Genomic DNA, 26,571 nt, shown 5'->3' on the forward strand with positions numbered 1-26,571 from the left:
CCCGACACGCGCTTCTCTTTCCCGGCATAGCCGTATTCACCCGACCGGTGAATCACTATCGGCTTTTACTAAAAACGGAAAATTGTCGCGCCCTGTTCCGCATTGGAAACGGCTTGACGAAACACCGAGAACAATTCCTGGCCCGAGCCTACCTGCTCTGCCGTCCAATCTGGATGATATGCTACACGGTCAGATAGATCGGCCAAGACATCAATTTGCCCGCTGTCTGCATCAATCCGAATGATATCGCCATCAATGAGGCGGCATAATGGCCCGTCTTTTTTTGCTTCCGGGCAGAGATGAAGTACCGCCGGAACCTTACCCGACGCACCGGATAACCGTCCGTCCGTGACAAGAAAGACCTTCAACCCATCCTTCATCAGATTACCCAGTATCGGCATTAACTTATGCAGCTCAGGCATTCCATTGGCCGCGGGCCCATTGTGCCGGACCACAATCACGACATCTTGCGTGAACTCATTGGCGTGATAAGCGCTCTCGACATCATGTTGTGATTCAAACACCCGGGCCGGCGCTTCGATAAAACGGCACTCCGGGGCAACCGCACTGACTTTAATGATCCCACGGCCCAGATTACCTCCCACCACCTTGAGTCCGCCGTGTGCACTGAAATGCTCACCAGGAAGCGCAATGACATCAGAATTCATAGAGTCTGTAGCCGGATGATAGGTTATCTGTCCGCCATCCAGCCGGGGCACTTTCATATAGTCGGACAGGCTACCAAAGACCGGAGTGGCATCCAGATGCAGCAAATCACGTTCTGCCAACGCTTTCATCAAGGTAGGCACCCCGCCAGCCCGCTGAAATTCATTGATATCAGCTGGCCCATTCGGATACATCTTCACTAATAAGGGGACGACTTGCGACAGAGCATCGATGTCATCCCAGTTCAGGATGTAACCAGCCGCGGCAGCCACTGCAACCATATGAATGGAATGGTTAGTGCTTCCTCCCGATGCCAGTAACGCAACCAATCCATTCACCAGAGCCTTTTCATCCAGCACGCTAGACAAAGGGCGGTATTGCGCATTGTTATGGCTGATAGCAGCAATATGCTCTGCTATTTTTATCGTCAGAGCCTCACGCAGAGGATCGGCCGGGGGAACAAATGCCGAGCCGGGCAACATCAGCCCCATAGCTTCAAATACCAGTTGATTGGTATTGGCAGTACCGAAAAAAGTGCAGGTTCCCGGGGCATGGTAAGCATCGCATTCCATATGCAGCAACGCATCTTTACCAACCTCACCCGCCGCATATTGCTGGCGTATTTTCACTTTATAATTATTGCTGATCCCGGTTGGCATCGGCCCTGATGGTACAAACGCGGTTGGTAAGTGACCAAAAGACAGCGCACCAATCAACTGACCAGGAGCAATTTTATCGCACACGCCCAGCAGCAGTGAGGCATCAAATGTATTGTGGCTCAGTGATATGGCCGTCGCCTGTGCAATCAAATCCCGGGAAAACAGAGACAATGACATACCGTCCTGTCCCTGTGTTATACCGTCACACATGGCAGGTACGCCGCCGGCAACCTGGGCGCTGTGCCCCAGTTGCGCTAGTGCCCGTTTAATCAGGTCAGGGTAAAACGCGTAGGGCTGATGAGCACTTAACATATCGCTGTATGCGGTAATAATCCCCACGTTGACCCGGGTAAAATCCAGAATAGATTTTTTCTGCATGGCGGAACAGGCAGCAACCGTATGGGCCAGATTACCGCAGGATAAGTGTGCACGGCGTTTCCACTTCACGGCCTGTGCATCAATTTTGTCCAGATAACGACGGCGTGTTTCCTGGCTCCGCCCGGCGATATTACGGCTGATCTGTTCAATGATGTTATTCATACACCCACCTCCACGATATTTTAAAGACAGTAACAGCGGACCGCGTCAACACAACGCGTCACGACATCATCAAAATCACCGTCGATATCCACATGGAGAACATCAGGTTCATCATCGCCTGGCATTTCCAGCGCCTCAAACTGACTCTTCAGTAGTTCAACCGGCATGAAATGACCGGTACGAGCCTGCATACGTGCTAATACCAGTTCAAAGGAACCGTATAAATGAATAAAGGCCACATGCTCATTACCATCTCGAATCATATCGCGGTACTTCTTCTTCAGCGCCGAACAAACAATAATGCCGGTTTCATTTTTCTTTTCCATACTGAATGCGGCATCACGAATACGTTCAAGCCAGGGTAATCGGTCATCATCGTTTAAAGGATGTCCGCTCGCCATCTTTAAAATATTATGTCGAGGATGCAGATCATCTCCATCAATAAATTTGGCGCCAAGCGTTCTTGCCAATGCTGCACCTATTGTTGACTTCCCTGTACTTGCCACGCCCATCAGCACAAAACTTTTCCCGCCTTTTTCTCGTTTCATTTATAAACCTTATCTAAAAATAATTTCACACAGACAAGTCATCACGCCCATTTGAGGCAAAAAATTCACAATGTTTCCCCGAGATAAATTTGATATCCCAAATCCATTGAATACGTTGAATAATGAGTATCGTTGATTTTATTTAACAGAATACTTGCTGCTTTTTGACCGACCATAAACCGGGGAGTGATAACACTGGCGAGACTGGGAACCATTTCCTTCCCGATTTCAAGCCCATGGAATCCTGCAATCGATATATCATCAGGAACGTTGATCCCTTGTTTAAAACAGCTAATCAACGCACCAACGGCGATATCATCATTAGTACAGAAAATACCATCGAGATCCGGATGTTCCTTTAATGCCAATGCCAATAATTGTGTGCCAAGCTGAATGGATGAAATGGATTTAGGGTTAATATGGTGAGTAGGTAATCCTTTTTTTCTCATAGCCTCACAATACCCTTGAAACCGTAATTCATCACGCAGATCGTCCTGAGAGCCAAGATAAATAATCTTTTTCTTATTACGGTTTTCCAGCATCGTTGAAACCATGTCGAATGCGGCTTTACTGTTAGAGTAACCAACTTCCATATCCAGGCATGGTCCTTCAATATCCATAACTTCCACAATAGGGATTTTAGCTGAGCGTAAATATTTCACTGCTCGCACCGTGTGCGATTTTTCAGACAAAATAATTCCATCAATATTATAAGCGAGCAAATTGATGATTTGTTCTTCTTCCGATTTCTGTTTGTAATTGTAATTAGCAATCAATATTTGATATTGCTTCCCGGAAGTAACCGACTCAATACCTGCGAGCATATCGGCAAAGATTTGATTTTTGAACGAAGGGATCAAAACACCAATCGTGTAACTCTTTGTATTAAGCAACATTTCTGGTGCCCGGTTGGGGATGTAATTAACCTCCTCCATAATCTGAGCAATTTTTTTCCCTGTTTCAGGTGCAACCTGGTTAGGTGTCCTCAGATACCGACTCACCGTCATCTTGGTCACATTCGCTAGATTCGCTATATCCTGCAACGTTACTCTATGGTTTTTCATGCTCTCTCTGCCATTACTTCAGGGCAGGCGCGCTTCCTGCCCTGATGATTGAACGCCTACGCGTGGATAACACTATTAAGCATGAGGACACCAATAAGTCCCAATATGGATATCAGTGTTTCCATCACCGTCCACACCTTTAATGTTTCTACCACACTAAGATTGAAATACCCTTTAAACAACCAGAAACCAGGATCATTCACATGTGACGCAATCACACTGCCGGCCCCCACGGCCAACACCATTAACGCGGGATCAACATGTGTAATCGCAATTAAAGGTAATACAATACCCGCGGTAGTAATCGCCGCGACCGTTGCCGATCCCAGGGCAACTCTCAGCAAGGCGGCTACTGTCCAGCACATTAGCAATGGAGATAGAGAGGACCCCTTCATCAGCATCGCAATATAATTGCCCACCCCACTATCAACCAGGACCTGTTTAAATGCGCCGCCACCAGCAATAATAAACATGATCATGGCTATGGCACCGATAGAGTCACTCGCAATCGCCATGACAGACTCTATATTTCGTCCATTACGCAGACCCAACGTAAATATAGCCAATACGATAGCAATAAAAAGAGCAACGGCAGGGTGTCCGATAAATTCAAAAAGCAATCGTACCGTATTACCTTTTGGCAACAACATTTCACAAATTGCAGCAGAAGCCATTAAAATAACCGGAATAATAGCGGATAACAGGCTGACGCCAAAACCCGGCATCTCTTCTTCAGCAAATACATGGGGATTAAACAGTCCCTTAGGGGGCTCTTTTTCGTATTTTTTAAGCAACTTTGAAAATAAAGGACCGGCGATGATAACCGTAGGAATCGCAATAATAAGGCCATAGAGCAATGTTGTGCCCAGGTTTGCATTAAAAATGGTGGCAATCGCTGTCGGACCAGGATGAGGCGGCAGAAAACAGTGGGTCACAGAAAGCGCGGCCACCATGGGAACCCCAACGTAAAGCAACGGTAATCCGGCAGAGGCAACAATAGTAAAAACCAGTGGCAGCAATAATACAAAACCCACTTCATAGAACATGGCCAAGCCAACAATTAATCCGGTAATTAACAAGGCCCATTGAATATTATTTCTGCCAAATCGATGAATCAGGGTAGACGCAATGCGTTGTGCCGCCCCGGTATCAGAAATCAATCGGCCAAGCATCGCACCAAACCCAAGAATAAGTGCTAACCCGCCAAGGGTATTGCCTATACCAGACTGAATAGAGGCAATCGTTTTAAGTGGTGTCATTCCTTCGGCAATTCCTACCAGCGCAGCAACCAGCACTAGTGCGATAAATCCATTTATTTTGAAGCCAATCATAAGAATAAGTAAGAGAACGACACCAATCGCTATTATTATTAACGGCATACAATACTCCTGGAATAAAGGCAGCGATAATCCGCCGCCAATGGAAACAATATATATTTAGTCTCAATATCAGATTTATACGGCGACCAGCATTCCACCATCGACGAATAATAAATGTCCATTAACAAAATCTGATGCTTGTGATGATAAAAAGACAGCAGAACCAATAAGCTCTTTCGGATCACCCCAACGCGCAGCAGGAGTACGTTTCGTCAACCATGAAGTGAACTCTTCATTTTCAACCAGCGCTTTCGTCATTTCAGTTTTAAAATATCCAGGGGCAATACCATTTATCTGAATATTATAACGAGCGAGCTCTACACACATGCCACGTGTTAACATTTTTACAGCGCCTTTCGATGCGGCATACGGTGTAATCGTATCTCTACCCAGTTCGCTTTGCATTGAACAAATATTAATAATCTTCCCGCTCCTGCGAACCATCATTTTACGGGCCACGGCTTGAGAAACAAAAAATACGGCTGTCTGGTTAACAGCAATAACATCGTTCCACTCATTCTCAGGGAATTCAGTAAAAGGGTGCCGCCGTTGAATACCAGCATTATTGATCAAAACGTCAATTTCACCGATATTGTCTTCTATGTAATCGACAGACTCATTCACACTATGATTATTTGTCACATCAAATGGCATTGAATAAGCCACATAACCCATTTTTTTTAATTCCGAGACCGCATTCTCTGAACGCTCGGCGGTCACATCATTTACAATAATTTCTGCTCCATACTCAGCCAACCCTTTGGCGAGTAAAAAACCGATGCCCTGTGCCGCGCCAGTAATAAGTATTTTTTTATTCTCTAATGAAAATAGATTTTTCATAACAACCTCAATTAAAATTAAAACGTTAACTGTACTTTTGCTGCTTTTGTTTTATCTGATGCGAATAAAAGCGCCTTTTCCAATTCGTCGTAACAAAACTCAGCGCTTAGCAATGGCAATGGATTAACAGTATTGTTATTTAACCACTCCACTGATGTATTAAATTCCTCTTTAAACCTGAATGTTCCGGTCAACGTTATTTCTTTGGCAATAAGCATCATGATCGGGAAATCGGGCACCGCGCCACCCATACCCACCTGAACCACCGTTCCTTTCGCTCGGGTGACCTCTAAACAACGCGAGATCGATTGCGGATGACCAGACACCTCGAACGAAACATCAAAGTAACCTTTGTCTTTCAAATAGGGAGAGAAATCAGCCGATACGGCATTAAGTACGGTTGTCGCCCCCATGGCACTCGCCATAGTCAGTGACCGCTCACTTACATCGGCGCAAACAATCTCTTTTGCCCCCATCGCTTTTGCTGCGGCAACCACCAGGCAGCCGATAGGGCCGACACCGGATATGAAAACTTTTTTCCCGTTAATATCACCAGACTGATTAACAGCATGGATTGCGACAGCCAATGGCTCGGCAAATGCCATAACCTGCTCACTGGCTTGATCATCAAAAGGAATACACTGACTTGTATCTACTATTTTATATTGCGTAAACCCACCATCCACATGGGGGAAATACATAGCACTGCCAAAAAATCGCATATTGATACATTGATTTTCTTCATGCGACTTACAATATTCACAGTGACCACAAGGCTTACTTGGATTAATAGCGACTTTCTGGTTTTTAATAATCTTATCGCTATCACTCTCAACAACAACCCCGATAACTTCATGACCCAGTATCATCGGTTGTTTAACCTGATAGGTCCCGACCTTACCCTCATGATAATAATGCAGATCAGAACCACAGATCCCACCACGAGTAATTCTTACCAATGTCCCTATTCCCTGATAATTGACTTCCTGCTGAATAACACTGACTTTATTTTTTCCCGACACAACGCAGGATTTTGTTTCATCGATCATTCTACACCTCGTTACTCATTAAGAGATGTCGCTATAAAACAGGAACATTCCCCTTAAAAATTTGAAGTGTGTCACTATAATTCATGTTACGTAACGTATGTTACGCATAACGTGAAGTCGTCACCCTGTTGTTACAAAATCCATGTTACAAATAACGTGACTGAGAAAACATAAACGTTCTTATGGCGTGAATAAAAGAAACGACAGGTTAATCAGTATTGAGGAAAACCCGTGTATTTTGGAAATACCGATAATTTCAATTTAAGCACCTGACACCATGAAAGTATTAATATTAAAGTTTAATGAAATTAAATTTATAAGAAGTAAGGAGATGAAAAATATTCGATCAATAATTACAGAGGTATGCCCACCAAAGGCCGTATTAAGCACGCTTATGAAAAAGCCGTGAGAAACGCTATCAGAGTTGATCACATCACTGCGCGCCCTCAGCCACTATCAGTTTGATGCTGGCCCTGATGGTCAGGAATATAACAGAAGTACATCAATCCTGACACTTACCGATTCCGCCTCAACCCTTTTATCTCTCCGCATCTGCTATCCTTCTCTGCATATCGAACGCTATTACACCAAACTCATTGACTAGGGTGACAAACGGAAATACACCCTATGTTTTGATAACCCGACTCATGGACTTATGCACTTAACGTTTTTACACCATAGGACTGATAATCATGAAAATTTTGATGATACTGACATCACACGATCAGTTGGGTAACACTGGGAAAAAAACCGGGTTCTGGCTGGAGGAATTCGCCGCCCCCTATTATGTTTTCAAAGATGCCGGAGCTTCACTGACACTTGCTTCACCAAAAGGGGGGCACCCACCGCTTGATCCGAAAAGTGATGCGCCCGATGCACAAACCGAATATACGGAACGTTTCAGACAAGACCCGGAAGCCCAACAGATGCTGGCCTCGACACAACGCTTGTCGGATGTACATGAAGCCGATTTCGACGCTGTATTTTATCCCGGTGGCCACGGTCCGCTATGGGATCTGGCACAAGATCCGTATTCCATCGCCTTAATTGAAGCATTTGCCAGGGCTGGAAAACCGGTTGGCGCGGTTTGTCATGCCCCTGGAGTATTACGCCATGTGAAAAACAGTGATGGCGCCCCACTGGTTAAAGGCCGCAAAGTCACTGGTTTCACCAATAGTGAAGAAGAAGCCGTACAACTCATCAATGTCGTACCTTTTCTGGTAGAAGATGAACTGAAACGGCAAGGTGGTATTTACGAAAAAATCGCCGACTGGCATCCACATGTAGTCACTGATGGACTGCTGGTCACCGGGCAAAATCCGGCCAGCTCTGCGCCAGTTGCCTCTGAAATGCTGAAACTGCTGGCTTAACCTTGTGCACGCTGACAAAGGCAGCACGGTTTTTCCGGCGCAAATATGATAAGGAAACCAGAATGCGCAGTGTCACCCACGCTTCATTTGGCAATCCGGCCGAAGTCCTTACTCTGACCGAAGTACCTCAACCCCAACCAGGTCCTGAACAAATCCTTGTTCGCATGACCTATTCTCCCATTCATAACCACGATCTTTGGACAATAAGGGGAATGTACGGCCATAAACCGGTGTTACCCGAAATCGGTGGTAGTGATCGAGGCTCTCGGTAGTAACGTGCAGCACCTGAAAATCGGTCAGCGCGTGGTAACCGCTGGCGTACATGGCACCTGGGCGGAATATTTTCTGACCACAGCTACAACGGCGGTACCATTACCGGATGAGATTAATGACAAGGTTGGTTGCCAACTGATTGCTATGCCGATAAGCGCATTAATGCTGCTGGAATACCTTGATATCAAACCCGGGCAATGGATGATTCAGAACGCCGCCAACGGCACAGTTGGGAAAACCGTAGCCATGCTGGCTAAATCACGGGGAATTCATGTCATTAATCTGGTTCGTCGTCATGGAACCATCAAAGAGATGGCCGCACTAGGATTGAGAAATACGATTTCGACCGATCATCCCGACTGGCAAGAACAGATTGCTGCCCTGTTGGACGGAAAACCACTGGTACGTGCAGTTGACTCTGTAGGCGGTAAAAGCAGTGGCGATTTGTTACATCTGCTAAGTGAAGGAGGAATGCTGGTTTCGTTTGGTGCCATGAGCGGTCAACCTATGCAAGTCAGTTCCGGTGACATGATTTTCAAGCAGGTGACAATGAAGGGATTTTGGGCCAGTAAAGTAGCCAGCACAGCGTCAGCCCAAGATAAGCAGCGAATGATCGGAGAATTGATACATCTGGCTGCCAGCGGTGATCTGATACTGCCGGTAGACTCGCTATTCGATCTTTCCGACGCGGCTCAGGCGGTAACGGCCAGCGAACGGCCTGGGCGTCAGGGCAAAATACTGTTACGCGGTTAATGGCTTTTCCTGACACAAAAAACGCTTGCCGATAAACGGTAAGCGTTAAATAAAATCAGATTGATAAAACCAGAGCAAATATAGAAGATGGAATGGGGGTCTACATGCTGGATTACACACATGTAACGTGAAATACAACAGGCATGCAATTAATTTTAATTATATTATTATTTACTATAGCTTGGACAACTGCCCATTTTACCGAGATCTAAAAGCACCTAATTATAAAGCATTTATCCTGATTCTTCTTTTGCTTTTATAAATCAGATACAGTTGATATCCATTAATTATTACTATAAGACCATCGAGAACGGCAACTGGATATGCTCGTATTGTTAATGCATATAATGTTATTATTGTGGCACCTATCATGTTTAGTAGTCTTAACCGTAGAATACTCTTGCAGATAAATGATAGCGCAACGACTACCGTCCCTATGTAACCAAACACATCAAGAAACGACATTATCTACGCTCCCAAAAAGTTGAAAAATTCAAATAACGCTTTTGCTCTATGAGAAACGTTATTTTTAACTTCATTATCTAATTCTGCTGCTGTGCATCTGAAACCATTTGGGATGAACATAGGGTCATAGCCAAAGCCGGAGTGTCCTCTTAAATCGGTTGTGATCACACCATCCCAGATTGCTTCAAATTTGAAATAAGATGCTACATCTGGTTTATAAATAAGTAAACAACGGTATCGCGCCGGGGTAGAAGAAACAGAATTCGATGTCATAAATTCACAAAGTTTACTCCTGTTTTCCCCATCGTTAGCAGAAATACCAGCGAATCGTGCAGAATAAACACCCGGGATATTGTTAAAATCAATGAGTTCAAGACCCGAATCATCAGAAAGCACGGGGCTATGGTAGAAAGCATAAACGGTTTCAGCTTTTATCAATGCATTGTCTAGATAATTATCGCCAGTCTCATGAATATCACCGATATCATTAGCGATAGGTTTGATCTCAAAATTAACACTTGCACAAGCGAGTTTTGCAATAGATGAGAACTCCTTCAACTTCCCACTATTCTGAGTTGCCAATATAATCCGCATATTATTATCCATTTAACCGTCCAAATGTAGACTCACGTTCTAAAAGCTGAATAATTTCATCACGTTTGAATTCACATAGCTCGCATACATACTCATTAACCGGAAATTTTACTGGCCCTTCGTCAGTTTCATCGAACTGTTTTCTTTTATTTAATGCCTTTTCTTTAACCTTTTCATAGTCATCACAATATTGATCGATCCAATATGTTCCCAAACGAGTATGGTTTATTTCATCACTGACAATAGACGTATAAATTTCTGTTACATCACTATCATTGCAAGTCAATACTTGCATAATAGCGGCATCGATACCTATCCATTCACCCATTTTCTGGTGGATATAAAGGCGTGTAGGGAGGTCTTCTCCTCTCGCCATCTGCCAAAATCTAAAATGAGAATTTAATGCGGGCCCACCTCCTCCGTGTTTTTCATACTCTTCTCGTAATATAATTGCATGATAAACTTCGTCTTCTATTTGCCGACTGAGATCATGAATAAATGGAGTATTAGACCAGTCAAATTCAAAATCATTAAGAATCGCACAACAACACTCTACGGTTGGAACTTCCAGATTAATATAATTAGAATACATCATTCGCATTTTTTTCGTTATGGAATGCGAAACCTCACCTTCATATTCTCGAACCGGTAAAGATGGAGAAATAAAACATTCATGATAGATATTAACAATTTCAGTTGAATCATCATTTTGAATGTTTATTTCAGAAAGAAGAGTGTTTGTCATAGTGAGTATTTTTTCTATAATCAAGGCTGAATTATTTAATCTCTCATTGATTCTTTTATATCTAACCTCATTGTGTAAGGAAGAAGAAAACTCAAGATTGTTTTTAATTCTCAACAATTCTTTATTGAGTGCTACAATCATTGATTCCTTCATCTTATATAATGAATAACTCTTCTTTCCTCCACCATCTTCCTTTGGAGAGGTAATGCCTCTTTTTTTATGAAAAATACTTCTTTCCAAAGCAATACTATACAATTCATACAATGAATATCCAATCCAGGATGATATTTTTGCAATTTGTAGTTTCAACAGAATATCAGGTTCACAAGGTACCCAACTACTGATGGTTTTCTGTAAACGGATTAAATCATCGATACTTTCAATTGCTATTTGTTGTTTATTTACATAATGCTTATTAATCCCTCGATCAAATGTATCAGAGACTTCATTTAAAATTGTTGGGATATATTCAGTCCGACAGTAAAATGTCGCTTTCGGATAGTCAGACATAGCACCGACGAAAACAGAAACCCGGGCATTATCCAACATAGCAAAATCATTTTCATCATTCCCAAAAACAATCGCCTCTTCAAAACTCACACCCAGTTTAGACAAAGATAAGTACTTATTCTCCACTTGAGGTGTAATATCAAAAATGTTTTCATTCCTATGATGATGAATATTAAAATTAAAATTTTCGTTATAGAAGAATGTGTTTATTTTCTCTCTTGAGCATCCATCCAAAACTAATATTTTAGTGATACCACTATCAAAAATAGATTCTTCACTCGTTTCATCCTCTGATAGTGATCTTATATATGCATGGAAGTCATGGCTTATGTCTGATACTGAAAATTTCCAGTTGCCGTCCAAGACATAAGGGATCTTATTTGCCTTGAGGAAACTAACTATTCTCTTTGCTTTTTCATCGGCAAAAGTATGTGAAAAGATAAACGCGTTTTTCTCCCATGCCATACCTCCATTGCATCCAACCATCAGGCAATTTCGGAGATTTTCTGGTATCAGCGGCAACATATCCCTGATTGGCCTTGCAGAAGCGAATATCACAGTATACTTATCAGCTAATGATGAAATTTTGTTAGCAATAACATCATGTATAACTTTGCCGTTTGTAACTATAGTCCCATCTAAATCAAAGATATAAGTTCTCACGCGTACCTTTCTCTTCTCGTTATATATTAAAATATATAACGTATTTTAACATGAGCTTCACAAATACGAAAGGGGATAAATTGCCTCTGATTTAACTTGGTGAAATGCCCGTTCTACCGTTTTACTACGGTAAGTCGCATAACGTGGTACAAGCTTCATCAGCGTTGATCTGATATTACGCTATTCGATCTTTCTGATACGGTTCAAGCGACGGCCAGTGAACAGCGGCTGAGCTGCCAGGGCAAAATACGGCTACGCGGTTAATGGCTTTCCCTGACACGAAAAAAAACGCTTGCCGATAAACGACAAGCGTTAAATAAAATCAGGTCTATAAGACAATTTGTGGTGCCTCACTCAACGTTATGTCCAAAAAATCCAATGAAGATATCTTTCATATAGTGTTGGACGATAAGCACCGTAAACGGCTCTGCGTCATTCCCAGGTTTATGAAGCCGAAGCAAACATAGAAGGCGGAATGAGCATCTACGCGTTAAATTAAGCACATATTATGCCAAAATTTCAAAAAATAGTCGAACGAAAGGAGTAATCTTGAATTATCGGTTGATAAATAAAGAATTTTTTATTACATCACTATTTACTGTTCAACCTACCCACCTTAGGGATGAACGGGAGATCACCCGATATGTCGCAGATAAAAGACACTTTAATTCAAAAATAAATTATTTATTATATTTCAATGAATTATCCGTCTCCTTTTTGAGACGTGTAAACAGTAAGTTGTCGCCAGAAAACTACACCCAGCGGTTCTTACGCACCGCTTGTGGTATCATTTTTCTACTATTCTAACGGTCAGGATCTCACCCACACCCGCCCTGGCCTGACGTTACAGCGGCCGGCTTCGTATCGCATAACCTGGCTCAAGGTCTATACTTAACACAGTAATGATTAGTCACCAGGAGAAATAAGAATATATGGGGCTGACGGCAATTCGGCGCGCCCATGTTTAACGCATTGAAAAATATCATGAAGGAGGAACGGGAACATGACTGACGACATGCCAGTTAGCCCACTACATCAAGATAATTACGCTTTTTTCTTTGATTTGGATGGTACCCTGGCGGAGATAAAACCCACACCAGAGCAGGTTGTCATTCCCTCTTCGGTTCTCCACACGCTACATGCCCTCTCTGAATACAGTAATGGTGCTCTGGCCCTGGTATCAGGCCGCGCTGTGTCAGAACTGGATAATCTGCTTGCACCTCTGACGTTACCGCTGGCAGGAGTGCACGGTGCAGAGCGACGTGACAGTCTGGGCCAGGTACATCGAATTACCCTACCGACAGGAATGCTACAGGTCCTAAAGGAGCGACTCACTATAGCGATGTCCGCTTTCCCTGGCAGTAAGCTGGAAAGCAAAGGTATCGCGTTTGCATTGCACTATCGCCAGGTTCCTGAATACCAACAGGACATTCTGATACTGGCGGAATCTCTCTGCCACGCCTATCCGCAACTGATGTTGCAACCTGGGAAATGCGTGGTGGAACTCAAGCCACATGGGGTAGATAAAGGTACGGCCATTGGTGCCTTCATGCAGGAACACCCTTTTTCTGGCCGTATCCCGGTATTTATTGGTGATGATCTGACAGATGAAGCCGGTTTCTACCAGGTCAACATGCTGAACGGTCTATCCATCAAAGTAGGACCGGGAGAAACTGCAGCACATTTTCGGCTCAATAATGTTGCAGCAGTACACCATTGGCTCAAACAACAACACCGATGCACAAACAATATCGGTAAGGAGAAAGGATTATGAGCCGTTTAGTCATCGTATCTAATCGGATTGCTATCCCTGATGGCAAGAAAAAAAGCGCTGGCGGCCTTGCCGTCGGTATTCTGGACGCGCTGAGCAGTAGTGGTGGTATATGGTTCGGATGGAATGGCGAGATCAGCGATGAAGAAAAACCGCCGCAAGTGCAGAAAAAAGAAGGCATCACATTTGCTTCATTCAGTCTGAGTCAGCAGGACTATGATCAGTATTATTGTCAGTTCTCAAATGCAGTGCTGTGGCCCGCTTTTCACTATCGTCTCGATCTGGTTTCTTATGACCGTAACGCATGGGAAGGTTATCGTCGTGTCAACGAGATGATGGCCAACTGTTTGAATACCTGGGTGAAGGACGATGATATGTTGTGGATTCACGACTATCATCTGTTGCCGTTTGGTGCAGCTTGCCGTGATTTGGGTATGAAGAACCAGATCGGTTTTTTCCTGCATATCCCTTTCCCAACGCCAGAAATTTTTAACGCGTTGCCACCGCATGAGGAATTGTTGGAAAAACTCTGTGATTTCGATCTGCTGGGATTCCAGACGGAAAATGACCGTCAGGCATTTATTGAATGTCTATCGATGCTGACCCGCGTGCAAGCGCTCGGCGCAAACACCTACACTGCATTTGGAAAAGTATTCACTACCGGGGTTTATCCTATCGGTATTGAAACGGAAAGTATCCGCAAAATGGCTGAAGGTCCACTTCCTGCCAGATTGGAGGAGGCCAAACGCGACCTGCGCCATATGAAAAACATTATCGCGGTAGAACGACTAGATTACTCCAAAGGCCTACCGGAACGTTTTCTGGCTTTTGAGGCGCTACTGGAAAATTATCCACAGCATCACGGCAACATCCGCTACACCCAGATAGCCCCGACGTCCCGGGGAGAAGTGCAGGCTTATCAAGATATTCGTCACCTGTTGGAAACTGAAGCTGGCAGGATTAATGGCCGATACGGGACGATGGGCTGGACACCACTTTATTACCTCAATCAGCATTTTGACCGTCGGCTACTGATAAAAACATTCCGTCAAACCGACGTCGGATTGGTAACACCATTGCGGGATGGGATGAATCTGGTCGCGAAAGAGTATGTGGCCGCCCAGGATCCAGCGAATCCCGGCGTACTGGTGTTGTCGAAATTTGCCGGTGCAGCCAATGAACTGACGTCAGCATTGATCGTTAATCCTTACGATAAGAATGAGGTCGCCGATGCATTGAACCGGGCATTAACCATGTCGCTGGCGGAGCGAATATCACGTCACAGCGAGATGATGTCTGTCCTGGAGCAAAACGATATTCAGCACTGGCGCACATCATTTATTGCCGACCTACAGGCCACAGCCATTGATCACAAACAATATGGCATGAACTCAGAGTTAATCACCTTGCCACGTCATGCCTGACAACAACCGCTCTGAAAAAGAGCCCGCATTGGAGGTATCTTTGCGGGTTTTTTATTTCAGTAATACCGTTTCAGTTGCAAAATAGAACAGTAATGGCGTCAGCGACAGCCCATCAATCATTTCACCTGATGTAATTAACGCCATAATTTCTCCCGCAGAAAACCACCGGGCTTCGATCACTTCATCCTGTTCATCATTCAGCCCGACAAATGTCACGTCACGACACAAAAAAATGACAAATTGCTGATCACTACAACCATGTAGCTTAGCCATGAATCCTGCTCCCACCATCCCAACACGAAATGGTATATTTCCACTGTATTTCTGAATAGTCATATTTATTTTCCTCAATTTAAAACTTGCTGGTTTCGGTTATTGATGACGTCGAATAAATACGTAGTAATGGTAGCAAAATAAAGAAAGCGACAAGAAACAGCACGCTTCCGGCAATAGCAGTAATACCCGCTCCCCAATAATTAATAATCACTCCACCTATAAATGCCCCAGAACCAATGCCGGTGTTAAACATAGCGACATGTATAGATGAAGCACGCGCTCCAGCATCAGGCGCTAGATTAAGTACGATGGACTGAAGTGTAACAGTGATGAGACAAATACCCATACCCCACAGGCCGAAAAATAAATAAGATAAGATGACTCTATTCTTGGAAAAATAAGTAAGTAAAACTATCGATATCACCATTAAGACAAATGAAAAAAGCGTAAAAAAAACCAACTTTTTATCAGGAATAAGCCCAGACGAAACATTACCAATAACGCCAAAAATACCGAAAGAGAGCAAAAACAAAGGTAAATGGTCATGTGATATATAAACAGCATCTTCAAGAATTGGTCCAATATAAGTAAATGCACAAAAATGTCCACAAATAGCAAGCGCAGTGACGGGGAACAGCCTTCGTAAATAAGGTCTGGTTAATAAACCCAGAAGTGAGGTATCTTTATCATTTTTTTCTAATTGCATTGTCGGCATCGTATAAATGATAACAAGCATAATCATCAGGCTACTGATAGCAAGCCATAGAAAAGCCAGTTGCCATCCTACTTTCTGCGAAATAAATGTTCCTAGTGGTACGGCGATAACGCTGGCAATCGCAATTCCACCAAACACAATAGCCATTGCCCTTGATTTCCCACCCTGAGGTACGATTTTTACCGCCATAGGGCCCACTATGGACCAAAACACGCCATGTGCAAACGCACCAATAATTCTTCCAAAATAAAGAACAAATAGATCAGATGTTTGAGAAACGATGAGATTCGAAATAGAGAAAGCCAACAAAAGAATTAATAATAGTCTTTTTCTTTCTACGCCAATTAATAAAGACGTAATAAAAACCGCCGATATCGCTACTACCCAAGCATATCCAGTAACGATTAAACCTATTGAGCCAGCAGATTCATTATAAGTTTCACCAATCTCAGTAAGTACACCAATCGGGAGTAACTCCGCAGTTACAAAAACAATAGCAGCCAGTGACAGCATCAAGATCGATATCCATCTGGAAAAAGAACCAGGAATAAATAAGCTGACGTCAGTGTGACTGAAATATTTCATACCATTTTCAATCCATTTTTGTGCTGAGATTCACATTTTTTGCTATCTAAACCTTTACAGCGGTGTCAAAGTCAACATTTTTTTAACTTATGATAATTGTGTTAACAACACCGCTACTCACGCCGAACATCAACACAAGCAGTCTAAAAATAGGTTGTTTATTCAACTAGATAATAGAATACACTCCATATATATAAGATAAAAAAACCGTCCTAATAACCGGTGATGAATAGGAAAGAGCAGAGATCGATACACAAAAAAACTACAAGCTAAATAGTTTTCCGTTTTCTATCGTCGCCTCTTTATCAGGCAACGTGTCTGAATCAGCAGCCGGTAAAAAGTTAACATAGCCCGTAACTAATTAAATATAAAATATATTTTAAATAATTCGAGTTACAGGAAGACGGCAATGCAGCGAACCCCTGATAGCTCACTCAAGTAGTGACTGTGATGAGCGAAGAAAGCCAGCACATCTGTAATGAGAAGGGTAACTGGTATATATACTTAACCTCTGTCACTATATGAATATACGCAGAGCAAGTTGACTTAATGTCTTTGAAGATGTAATGGTTAATTATCCAAGGGGTGCCTTATATAAAGGCTGAGATGGAGTCATCCAAACTCTTTGAACCTGATCCGGGTAATACCGGCGTAGGGATAGGACAAGTATCAGTCACTTCATAAAACATCAGTAAGGCAAGTGTCTTTTCACTCTTACCCTTTCACTCCGCACCCGGATCTCCTGTAATTAATTACTGGAGGGTCTATGTCACCAAGAGAGTTAGAAACCTTAACAAGGTTGTCCAATAAGCCAGGAAAACACCCCCATCCATCTTCACTATCCGCGCCTCGCCTTGCGGTCATTGCTGTAACTTTCCGCAACGATGAATTGATCCTTGTTAAGCGCAGTAAAGAACCACAGAAAGACACCTGGGGTTATCCGGGAGGCTCAGTTGAACCTGGAGAAAGTTTGCATACCGCGGTTTTACGCGAACTCATGGAAGAAACTGGAATCACTGCTGAAATTGAAGCGCTGGTAGATATTGTGGAAGTTATCGGCTATGACTTAACGGGAAAACATCATCATTATGTGTTAATTGCAATGCGGTGCAAATATATTGATGGTGAACTAAGGCCTGGCGATGACGCGACTGACTGCCAATGGGTGCATATATCGGATGGAATTTTTAATTTTGATGGGTTATTGGCAGATCAAGTGAGAGAGGTTGCTTTTAAAGCCTATAATTTACATTGCTCAGTTAAAGAAGGAGAAAAAAATGAGACGAATGTTTCTGGCCGGACCTTTTAAATCACTGGTTAATAGCCGTAGCGGTATTATGTCAGATGAAAGCATTACATTATTTAGCAGAATAATTATTTTTTTTGAAAATATTGGATGGAATGTTCACTCCGCTCATCGGAGAGAGAATTGGGGGAAAGATTTCATGACACCTGATGCTTGTACAAAAAAGGATTATGAGGAAATTTCTCGCTGCGACTGCTTCGTCGCTTTTCCGGGTTCACCGGTGTCACCTGGTACTCATATAGAACTTGGCTGGGCTTCCGCCTTAGGTAAGCCCATAATCATGTTGCTGGAAACACAAAAGACATATGCATACCTTGTACAAGGATTAAATCAAATCACCCGCGTCGAATATATAGAATATGAAAATAACTCAATAAATCCAGAGATTATTGAACAAGCCATCAAACGTCTTGAAAAGAGGGGATAAGTATGCCAGAAAGTTTTAATGATTTGACTCAATTGTATGAGGCAACTCTTCGTCAAGTCTGTTTTAAATATGAATACTACAACTCCCCTCGCGGGCATTCAGAATACGAAATAATTGGTTATAATGTACGGTTAAATAATCCAACCGCCCGTTTCTGTCTTAATACAGAACGAAAACAAAATATCGTTTTCAACTACGCAGAGGCATTGTGGTATTTATCTGGTAAAAATGACGTAGACTTCATTGCTTATTATGCTCCTTCAATGAAACGTTATAGCCCTGATGGAAAGTCCCTGCCCGGAACAGGCTATGGTGCCAGATTAAGATATTATGGTACGAATGCTTTGGATCAGATTGAACGAGCAATCGATATTCTGAAAAATGATGATGCAGACAGTAAGCGCGTGGTTCTCCAGATTTTTAGCGCCGAAGAAGATCTTTTTAGGCGAAATATAGATGTATCATGTACGTTAGGTTTGCAATTATTATTACGTGAAGGGAAACTCAATATGGTGGGTTTCATGCGAGCAAATGATGCCTATATTGGTCTGCTAAATGATATTTTTTCATTTACATTCTTACAAGAATATATTGCATCAAGAATTGGGTGTGAAATTGGTCATTATACTCATCAAGTTGGCTCTCTTCATGTCTACGATGATACGTTGAAACGTGCCTTGACAGTGCTCAATAATCAAGAAACCCTTAGACAAAACATATCGATTCCAACGATACCATTGGGAACATCGAGTGAAACAATAAGTTCTGTACTGAACTTCGAGGCACAAATTCGAAAAGGTCAAGTATCGCTTGATGATTTATTAAATATTCCGCTGTCCCCATACTGGCGGGATATACTGTTGCTCTTCTGGATCTATCGCCAAATCAAGATGGGTGAACAACTGCCCAGGAAAGCAATGGAGTCAATAAATCAATACTATCGTCCTTTTATTATCAACCGCTGGGACAGCACTACTGACTATTAACATAAAGGTAGGAATCTCAATGAATACAAACTGGACTGAAAAACAGACATCTGAACTTTTCGACGCATATGATGATTGGGTTGAAGATCACTTTGGCTATCAACCGATGATCGCTGACTTAACCAACTCATGTGGTAAAGAAATAAATGTACTTGATTATGGATGTGGTGGTGGAAAAGTATCGAGACGATTAGAAACCGCGGGTATCGATCATGTTACCGGAGTGGATATTGCACCCACCATGATAGATAAGGCAAAAGCGGCAGGTGGCGATAAATTGCAGTATGTACATATTCCCGGCCCAATGCTGCCCTTTTCTGATGGTAGTTTTGACGCGGCCATTAGTTGTTTTCTGTTTATCAACATACCAGAACGACTTGAACTATCGCGCGTAACCTCAGAAGTCGCACGTCTACTTAAGCCCGGGGGTATATACTATGTCTTAGATACTAATCCGCGGACTACAGGGATACAATATCCCACTTACCGTAATGGTGAATATGGTGTGACCTATCATGACGGAGAAGATCGCCCCGTTTATCTCAATATTCCAGGGCAACAATCACTAAAACTTGTTGATAAAAACTGGGATGTACAAACATACCATCAAACTTTCGCCCAGGCTGGACTGACACTTATTGAAGAAAAGGAATTAAAATACGTTAATAATTTTGACAATCCTGATCGCCAAAATTTCAATGAACTTCAAGATACCAAACCTTTCATTATGTTTAAGACGGTTAAGGCATCGGGTTGATAGTTTACTTCATAAAACCATAAACTTTTTATCAAAAATCAGCATTATTTACGGAAAAGATAAAGGACAGACTATTTATGTTAAATGTATATACCCAATAAATTTCAAGATGCAGGACAGCGGTAAATGAGTGAATCCAGATAAGTGACTCGAGTGGAGGAATGCAGCCAACACACCTGCATCTTGAAAGGCGAAGGGGATATAGATAGTCACTATTGTTAGCGATAACGACCAGGGAGAGCCATGTGTGACTGAACGATCACTGTTAATAGGTAAGCAGTTACACAGAATTATTTACAGGCTCACAGAAAGGAAACCTTACCATGACTCACTTGCAGAGAGCACGCCCACTCGCTTATCAGTGTATTTCAATTATAACCAGTGCGGTCTCTGCTGTACTCGCGAAAGTTGCATTGCAGCAAATATCAACATCTGCCTTTTTACTGGTATTTGCGATTATATCTGCTTTAATTAGTTTTCCTTATATCACATTCAAATCTTTCCATCGCTTTTTTACTTCCTGGTACGGAATGCTTGCCATTGCAACTAATCTAGTGGCAATGTTTATGTTCTATCAAGGCTTAAAAGGGCTTGATCCTGGGAGCCATGCATTTTTATCTCGAACCCAAATAGCATTTGGTTTTTTACTCTCACATTGGATTTTCAATGAAAAATTTAATCCAATGAGAATCGGAATTGCGATTGTTTGTATATTTAGTTCACTGATTTCAACTTGGCCAGCACCAAACACACCCTGGCCTTGGGATGCGGTATTAATTACCTCATTCTCAGCTTTTCTTTTCGCCCTTAACTTTGCCATTTTGAAACTTGTATCTATATCAGCAAGCCCCGCCACGATTATATTTTGCTACAATGTAGTATTAATACCATTCCTTGCTGTACAGGTAAAAATTGATTTATTGGACTCACTCATTACAATCCCTTTTTCATTTATATTTGCTTTTACAAGTGCAGTTTCTGCCAGCCTGTCTCTCTTTTTCTATATAAAAAGTGTTTGCCATTTATCTTTCTTTGAATCCAATACGTTGCGTGCTATAAATCCATATATTGTCGCACTGATAGCGTTACCTTTTTTCCCAATGCCACTTACTGCTATAAATGTAATTGGCGCGTTAGCTATGACCGGAGCCTTGTTGGTATTAACCTTAACCAACAAGGCCCCAAGTAATTCATCTTCAGCTTAAGTTAACGTTATCTTGGTTCTATTTACTTTGTGCTGAATAGCCCAAATGACATAATGTGTGCCCCGTCACGAGAACAAGTGTCTAATTTGCAAATGATCGAGTTTGTTGAAGACATCATGTGATTAATTTTTGGTTGCTCAATCATCCACTTGCTACCAGTTAACCGGGAAAAACAAACCTATCATAATGCTGTGCTATCAAATCTTATTACTTTAATTCAACAGCATAATCACCGACAGGAAGTTCCTTATTGATTAGCTTATTTTCGAACAGGAAATGCCCATAATTACGGTAGCGTTCAACATCCAACTTCATGGGATCTTTAGCAAAATAAGGTAAAGTCGCCATCCAGGCAATCTTATTGAGTTTGTTGTTCAAATCAGGATGAAGCTTAGCAAAGACTGCCCATGTTTCCTGCGGATGCATCCTTAGGTATTCTGTGCCTTTCTTCAAAGCTATCATAAACTTTTTGATCTTCGGGTCACCGACACTATCTTTGTTAACCAGCACAATCAATTCATCATATGCAGGCACACCATAATCCTCGACATTGAATAGGATTGGTTCGACGCCAAGTTCCCGGATTTCGGGTGCCTCAATATTACGAAAACCACCCAGCACGGCGTCGACATTTTTTGACATCAAAGCACTCACCAATTGGAAGTTGACGTTGATCAGGGTGACATCTTTTAATGTAAGTTTTCCCTGTTTAAGCATGCTGTTCAACGTGGCTTCCTCAATGCCACTAACGGAATAGCCGATCTTTTTACCCTTCAGGTCAGCCATCGAGTGAATACCTGACGATGCTAAAACGGCCAATGTATTCAATGGTGTGTTGATGATAGTACCGACCCGAACCAGCGGTAATCCTTGATCTGCATACATATAAAGTTGTGGTTGATAGCTAATGGCTATATCTCCCTGTTTTGCCGCCACTAAACGGGAAGGTGTGCTGGGATCTGCTGGCGGCACGAATTCGACGTCCAACCCTTCCGCCTTAAAAGCACCTATCTGGTCAGCGACAAAGAGAGAGGCATGGTCAGCATTGATAAACCAATCTAACAGAACAGTAACTTTTTCCTGCGCGTGTACCGACGTTGCCATTAGTAGACCAAATAACGAGCTGATAACCGTTTTCTTGAGCATTCTTATCCCCTATTTGACATCATGAACGGTTATTCTCCGGGATCTGATTTTTTCGTTCTGAATCAGGAACCCAATAGAGAACATGCTTTAGAAATACATCGACCAGTTGCCATAGCACGACAGCCATGATCGACAGAATAAAAAGTGCGGCAAAACAGACTGCGGTCTGTGTTCGGGCATTTGCGTTCAACATAACATAGCCAAGTCCACCCGCAGCGCCTACCCATTCGCCAATAATTGCCCCAATCGGTGCAATAACTGCGGCTACCCTCAACCCAGAACCGAAGGCGGGTAACGCCGCAATCAGCCGGACATGGCGTAATTGTGAATAGGGAGAGGCCCCCATGGTTTGGGCCAGTTCTAACCAACCTGTTTCGGTTCGCCGTAATCCATCAAAAAAAGAAGCCGTTATCGGGAAAAAAATGACCAAAGTGGTGGCAACAACCTTGGACCAAAGACCAAAACCTAACCAGAGCACAAGCAATGGGGCTAGTGCAAATACCGGTATAGCTTGACTAATAACGAGCACAGGCATCAACCAGCGCTGTAATATGGGTGAAAACATCATCGCCAACGCAAAAAGCGCACCGAACAACAGACCAAAGAAAAGACCGAGACAAATTTCAACCGTCGTGATCAATGTATGTTCCCAAAGATAGCTTCTGCCGTTCCACAGCGCCTCTACAACTTTAGGCGGCGTTGGTAACATGTAGGTTGGTAAGCTAAATAACCAAGTCCCTCCCCACCAGAGTGCAATTAGACCGAGAAAAATCACTATCCCCCGACTAATAAGGGCATAACGAGCCAAAAATTTATTATTCATTGCGCTTGCTCCACAAAAAGACGCAATAGTTCACCTTGGCTTCTTTGCAATTCAGGATCATCCAGGGAGCGAGGAGGATTACCCGCGATAGTAATAGGCTTCCCAATTCCGGCGGGCAATCCTGATAACACCATCAAGCAATGACCGAGTCGACATGCTTCCATCGGATCATGCGTAATGAACAACGCGGTACACCCTTCTAGTAACTCAGCAGCCAGATCTTGTACTTTAACGCGGGTAATAGCATCTAATGCCGAGAAAGGTTCATCCATCAGGACAATAGGCCGCTGTTCGTAGAGCGTTCTGGCAATAGCCGCTCGTTGCCGCATTCCCCCTGACAATTCAGCGGGCAATGCAGTGCGTCGGTTTGCCAGCCCTACGCGTTCAAGTAGATGTTCCGCCCAGCGTTTATCAACCTTTTCTCGTCTTAATCTTGCACCAAGCGTTACATTTTCAAAAAGGTTAAGCCACGGATATAGCAGATCCTGCTGGCCCATATAAGCAATGCGATTATTGAGTGGTTGTCCATCCGTACCGCATACATTTCCGGATGTCGCGTTGGAAAGCCCGGCAATAATCTTTAGTAAACTACTTTTACCAACACCACTCTCACCGAGTAATACCGCAAACTCGCCGCCTTTAATCTCGAAAGTCAGCTTATTGAAAACAGTATGATTACCAAAACGTAAGGTAAGGTTATCTACGCGGATTCCCGGAATCCCACTATTTCCCGTAGCTGAGGATACGGACTGATGGGAGCCAGACGTTTTTCCCATTACACGCTACCTTTTTAAAAAGTTCATATAATAGAGGGTAGTCATTTCATCGCAGAGGAGCCGCCCTATCCGCCAAGAGTCAATATGTTGTCATATGGCAAGGAAATACTTAAATAACTGAGCTAATTGTTTGTAATGATGGCTAACTTAATTCAATGCCATTAGCAAGTTTGCATAGCAACATGTTGATTTATAATGTAGAGCCTTCATCATCTGGTGGTTAATTACCACGGATAAACTCAATCATTACCTTTCATCACCACTATATTGTCCTTAAGGCGACGGAAAGCTGCATTAGCCTCACGGACGATCAGTTGCTCATCAACGTGCGTAAGAACCCTGCCACGCATCACAATTTCACCATTAATAATGACCGTATCAACGGTACTGCCATTAGCAGCAAAAACAAGATGGCTGGTTAGATGAACCGGTGTATCGCGCAAAAGTGGTGTAAAGATTGCGTTATTAGTTTCAACGAGAATGATGTCTGCTTTTTTGCCCACTGCCAGTTGACCAGTTTCATGCCCCAATGCTTTTGCTCCATGATGAGTAGCCATATGCAGGACTTCTCTGGCTGGCATCAAGCTGGCATCGACACGGCTTGCACGTTGCAATAAAGAAGCGTATTTCATGACTTCAAACATGTCTGCACTATTATTGCATTCTACTGCGTCATGTCCGAGCCCAACATTAATACCGGCAGCCAACATCTCGGGGACACGCGCAATACCGTTACCCAATTTTGCATTGGAGTTTGGGTTATGAGAGATGTGGGTTCCGGTTTCGGCCATCATGGCGATTTCACCATCACTGAGCCAAACACAGTGGGCAGCGATAGTGTCAGGGCCAAGCAGACCCATATCATATGCCAGCTCCGTTGGCCGACGCCCAAACTTTTCCAGACAGAAATCGACTTCAGTTTGCGATTCATTTAGGTGCACATGAATGCCACTTCCCAATGTATCCGCCATGGCTCGCGCCTCGCGTAATAAATCAGGTGAAGCCAAGGGAAGCCATTCAATGCCTACGCGTACCTCGATACGACCATTGGCCTTGCCGTGATTACGCTGATAAGCATCGTAGTTATCCTGGAGACAGTCTAAATGATGCTCCTTGAGTGCAACATCGTTGCACAGCACCGCTCGTATGCCAATTTCTTCAGCAGCCATGGTCAGAGAATCGAGCTGACGGTACATGTCGTTAACCGTCGTTGTACCTGCTTTAATGGACTCCGTATAGCTGGCAAGCGCAGCCCAGTAAGCCGCTTCTGGATCCAATGCTCTCACCAATGGATACCAACACTCATCCAGATATTCCCACAAAGGCATATGGTCATTGAAACCTTTACCTATAGCGGTGTGATAATGCAGATCGATTAATCCCGGCATCACGATTTTATTCGAGGCATCAATTACTTCGTCTGTCGGGAAACATTCGAAAGACTGGCTTGCAGGCAGAATAGCGGCGAGTCGATCTCCGTTGACAATAACAGTACCACTTTCGTAATAAGTACCCGCCTCATCCAACGTGAGTACCATGCCATTTTTGATAATGATTCGCCCCATCATTCCTCCACGTTTCCCATACAAAAATAATTTGGATCTGTGTCGCCAGAAGAGAAGACTGTATCGGTATCGCAGACAATCACACCGATAAAAAACGAACAAAATATAGCGTAAATAGAAAGTTACCAAAACAGATAGCACGACATTTTCACTATATGACTATAGACAGAAAAAAAGTTTTAACAAACCGTGCATCTGTAGTCATTCTCCGGTCCATTTCTGCCGTAACGGTTTAGTCTGTTGATGTGCTTGCGGATCAATATATTTACTCAGAAGAGCGCATGCCTGTCAGGCATAGCGCATCACATGTGCCGCTATTTTTTGCCCAAACGCATGCATAAAAAGGGGGATTTCACTATATCGAGGGGAAACATAACAAATAAAAAAACAGTAAGTCATGACAACTTACTGTTTTTCTTTATTTATTACTGGCCTCGTCCGAACATTAATGGACAAAACCTTTAGAGAAGATGGTCGGCGAGAGAGGATTCGAACCTCCGACCCACTGGTCCCAAACCAGTTGCGCTACCAAGCTGCGCTACTCGCCGATAAATTTACTGCTTTGATGCCACTGGCATCATCATTTGTGTGGTGCGAAGAGAGGGACTTGAACCCTCACGTCCGTTAAGACACTAACACCTGAAGCTAGCGCGTCTACCAATTCCGCCACCTTCGCATATTCACAAACTTT

23 protein-coding genes, 2 tRNA genes and 1 riboswitch are annotated in these 26,571 nt (G+C 43.1%); of the genes, 9 read left to right on the forward strand and 16 right to left on the reverse strand.

All coding sequences use genetic code 11. The annotated features are described in order from the left end of the window. Positions 1–68: 68 nt before the first annotated feature. The 6 genes from edd to idnD form a co-directional block, all read right to left on the reverse strand. Positions 69–1,865, reverse strand: a complete 1,797-nt coding sequence (gene edd, locus PCO85_21475) for a phosphogluconate dehydratase (GenBank protein ID WJV53677.1) — start codon at positions 1,863–1,865, stop codon at positions 69–71. A gap of 20 nt (positions 1,866–1,885) precedes the next feature. Continuing rightward, a complete protein-coding gene (locus tag PCO85_21480) occupies positions 1,886–2,413 on the reverse strand; it encodes a gluconokinase (GenBank protein WJV53678.1) in 528 nt (175 codons plus the stop codon). A gap of 65 nt (positions 2,414–2,478) precedes the next feature. Beyond that, on the reverse strand, positions 2,479–3,477 hold the full coding sequence (locus tag PCO85_21485; GenBank protein WJV53679.1) for a substrate-binding domain-containing protein: 999 nt from the start codon (positions 3,475–3,477) through the stop codon (positions 2,479–2,481). 56 nt (positions 3,478–3,533) lie between these two features. Further along, positions 3,534–4,856 (reverse strand): gluconate:H+ symporter, encoded by a 1,323-nt coding sequence (locus PCO85_21490; protein ID WJV53680.1) that lies wholly within the window; start codon positions 4,854–4,856, stop codon positions 3,534–3,536. 75 nt (positions 4,857–4,931) lie between these two features. Further along, complete coding sequence (idnO, locus tag PCO85_21495; protein ID WJV53681.1) at positions 4,932–5,696, reverse strand: gluconate 5-dehydrogenase; 765 nt, start codon at positions 5,694–5,696, stop codon at positions 4,932–4,934. Positions 5,697–5,713: 17 nt separating this feature from the next. Further along, a complete protein-coding gene (idnD, locus tag PCO85_21500; protein WJV53682.1) occupies positions 5,714–6,745 on the reverse strand; it encodes an L-idonate 5-dehydrogenase in 1,032 nt (343 codons plus the stop codon). Between the two features lie 692 nt (positions 6,746–7,437). On the opposite strand from idnD, the gene PCO85_21505 reads away from it, so the two are divergent. Then, positions 7,438–8,115, forward strand: coding sequence for a type 1 glutamine amidotransferase domain-containing protein (locus PCO85_21505; GenBank protein WJV53683.1), 678 nt, complete (start codon positions 7,438–7,440; stop codon positions 8,113–8,115). Between the two features lie 276 nt (positions 8,116–8,391). Beyond that, positions 8,392–9,141 (forward strand): zinc-binding dehydrogenase, encoded by a 750-nt coding sequence (locus PCO85_21510; GenBank protein WJV53684.1) that lies wholly within the window; start codon positions 8,392–8,394, stop codon positions 9,139–9,141. Positions 9,142–9,609: 468 nt separating this feature from the next. On the opposite strand, the gene rdgB is transcribed toward PCO85_21510, so the two are convergent. Together rdgB and PCO85_21520 are read right to left on the reverse strand one after the other, a co-directional pair. Next, positions 9,610–10,212, reverse strand: coding sequence for an RdgB/HAM1 family non-canonical purine NTP pyrophosphatase (gene rdgB / locus PCO85_21515; protein ID WJV53685.1), 603 nt, complete (start codon positions 10,210–10,212; stop codon positions 9,610–9,612). Then, positions 10,205–12,118 carry an HAD-IIB family hydrolase gene (locus tag PCO85_21520; protein ID WJV53686.1) on the reverse strand — a complete coding sequence of 638 codons (1,914 nt, stop codon included), beginning with the start codon at positions 12,116–12,118 and terminating at the stop codon, positions 10,205–10,207. Before PCO85_21520 ends, rdgB begins: the two co-directional genes overlap by 8 nt. 1,003 nt (positions 12,119–13,121) lie before the next feature. Here PCO85_21520 and otsB point away from each other — a divergent pair. Together otsB and otsA are read left to right on the forward strand one after the other, a co-directional pair. After that, positions 13,122–13,892 carry a trehalose-phosphatase gene (gene otsB, locus PCO85_21525; protein WJV53687.1) on the forward strand — a complete coding sequence of 257 codons (771 nt, stop codon included), beginning with the start codon at positions 13,122–13,124 and terminating at the stop codon, positions 13,890–13,892. Continuing rightward, positions 13,889–15,313 (forward strand): alpha,alpha-trehalose-phosphate synthase, encoded by a 1,425-nt coding sequence (otsA, locus tag PCO85_21530; GenBank protein WJV53688.1) that lies wholly within the window; start codon positions 13,889–13,891, stop codon positions 15,311–15,313. Before otsB ends, otsA begins: the two co-directional genes overlap by 4 nt. 51 nt (positions 15,314–15,364) lie before the next feature. On the opposite strand, the gene PCO85_21535 is transcribed toward otsA, so the two are convergent. Together PCO85_21535 and PCO85_21540 are read right to left on the reverse strand one after the other, a co-directional pair. Next, a complete protein-coding gene (locus tag PCO85_21535; protein WJV53689.1) occupies positions 15,365–15,649 on the reverse strand; it encodes a hypothetical protein in 285 nt (94 codons plus the stop codon). A gap of 16 nt (positions 15,650–15,665) precedes the next feature. Further along, positions 15,666–16,817, reverse strand: a complete 1,152-nt coding sequence (locus PCO85_21540) for an MFS transporter (GenBank protein WJV56169.1) — start codon at positions 16,815–16,817, stop codon at positions 15,666–15,668. Between the two features lie 643 nt (positions 16,818–17,460). Next, positions 17,461–17,565, forward strand: a riboswitch (TPP riboswitch). Between the two features lie 90 nt (positions 17,566–17,655). On the opposite strand from PCO85_21540, the gene PCO85_21545 reads away from it, so the two are divergent. From PCO85_21545 to PCO85_21565, 5 genes are all read left to right on the forward strand, one after another. Then, complete coding sequence (locus PCO85_21545) at positions 17,656–18,198, forward strand: NUDIX hydrolase (protein WJV53690.1); 543 nt, start codon at positions 17,656–17,658, stop codon at positions 18,196–18,198. After that, entirely contained in the window at positions 18,167–18,622 is a 456-nt protein-coding gene (locus PCO85_21550; protein WJV53691.1) for a nucleoside 2-deoxyribosyltransferase, read from the forward strand. Before PCO85_21545 ends, PCO85_21550 begins: the two co-directional genes overlap by 32 nt. A gap of 2 nt (positions 18,623–18,624) precedes the next feature. Continuing rightward, complete coding sequence (locus PCO85_21555; protein ID WJV53692.1) at positions 18,625–19,608, forward strand: thymidylate synthase; 984 nt, start codon at positions 18,625–18,627, stop codon at positions 19,606–19,608. Positions 19,609–19,627: 19 nt separating this feature from the next. Then, positions 19,628–20,365: a class I SAM-dependent methyltransferase gene (locus PCO85_21560; GenBank protein ID WJV53693.1), complete on the forward strand. Its 738-nt coding sequence runs from the start codon at positions 19,628–19,630 to the stop codon at positions 20,363–20,365. A 323-nt stretch (positions 20,366–20,688) separates the two neighbouring features. Continuing rightward, the gene (locus tag PCO85_21565; GenBank protein WJV53694.1) at positions 20,689–21,570 is read left to right on the forward strand and encodes an EamA family transporter; all 882 of its coding nucleotides are present in this window, start codon (positions 20,689–20,691) and stop codon (positions 21,568–21,570) included. 207 nt (positions 21,571–21,777) lie between these two features. On the opposite strand, the gene PCO85_21570 is transcribed toward PCO85_21565, so the two are convergent. The 6 genes from PCO85_21570 to PCO85_21595 form a co-directional block, all read right to left on the reverse strand. After that, positions 21,778–22,716, reverse strand: coding sequence for an ABC transporter substrate-binding protein (locus tag PCO85_21570; protein ID WJV53695.1), 939 nt, complete (start codon positions 22,714–22,716; stop codon positions 21,778–21,780). Between the two features lie 19 nt (positions 22,717–22,735). After that, a complete protein-coding gene (locus PCO85_21575; GenBank protein ID WJV53696.1) occupies positions 22,736–23,539 on the reverse strand; it encodes an ABC transporter permease in 804 nt (267 codons plus the stop codon). Next, positions 23,536–24,315: an ABC transporter ATP-binding protein gene (locus PCO85_21580; protein ID WJV53697.1), complete on the reverse strand. Its 780-nt coding sequence runs from the start codon at positions 24,313–24,315 to the stop codon at positions 23,536–23,538. The genes PCO85_21575 and PCO85_21580 overlap by 4 nt, the downstream gene beginning before the upstream one ends. A gap of 239 nt (positions 24,316–24,554) precedes the next feature. After that, positions 24,555–25,883: an amidohydrolase gene (locus PCO85_21585; protein ID WJV53698.1), complete on the reverse strand. Its 1,329-nt coding sequence runs from the start codon at positions 25,881–25,883 to the stop codon at positions 24,555–24,557. 468 nt (positions 25,884–26,351) lie between these two features. After that, a tRNA-Pro gene (locus PCO85_21590) sits at positions 26,352–26,428 on the reverse strand. Between the two features lie 41 nt (positions 26,429–26,469). Beyond that, positions 26,470–26,556 (reverse strand) — tRNA-Leu (locus PCO85_21595). Between the last annotated feature and the right edge of the window lie 15 nt (positions 26,557–26,571).

The sequence above is a fragment of the Prodigiosinella aquatilis genome (assembly GCA_030388725.1).
Classification (GTDB): Bacteria; Pseudomonadota; Gammaproteobacteria; order Enterobacterales; family Enterobacteriaceae; genus Prodigiosinella; species Prodigiosinella aquatilis.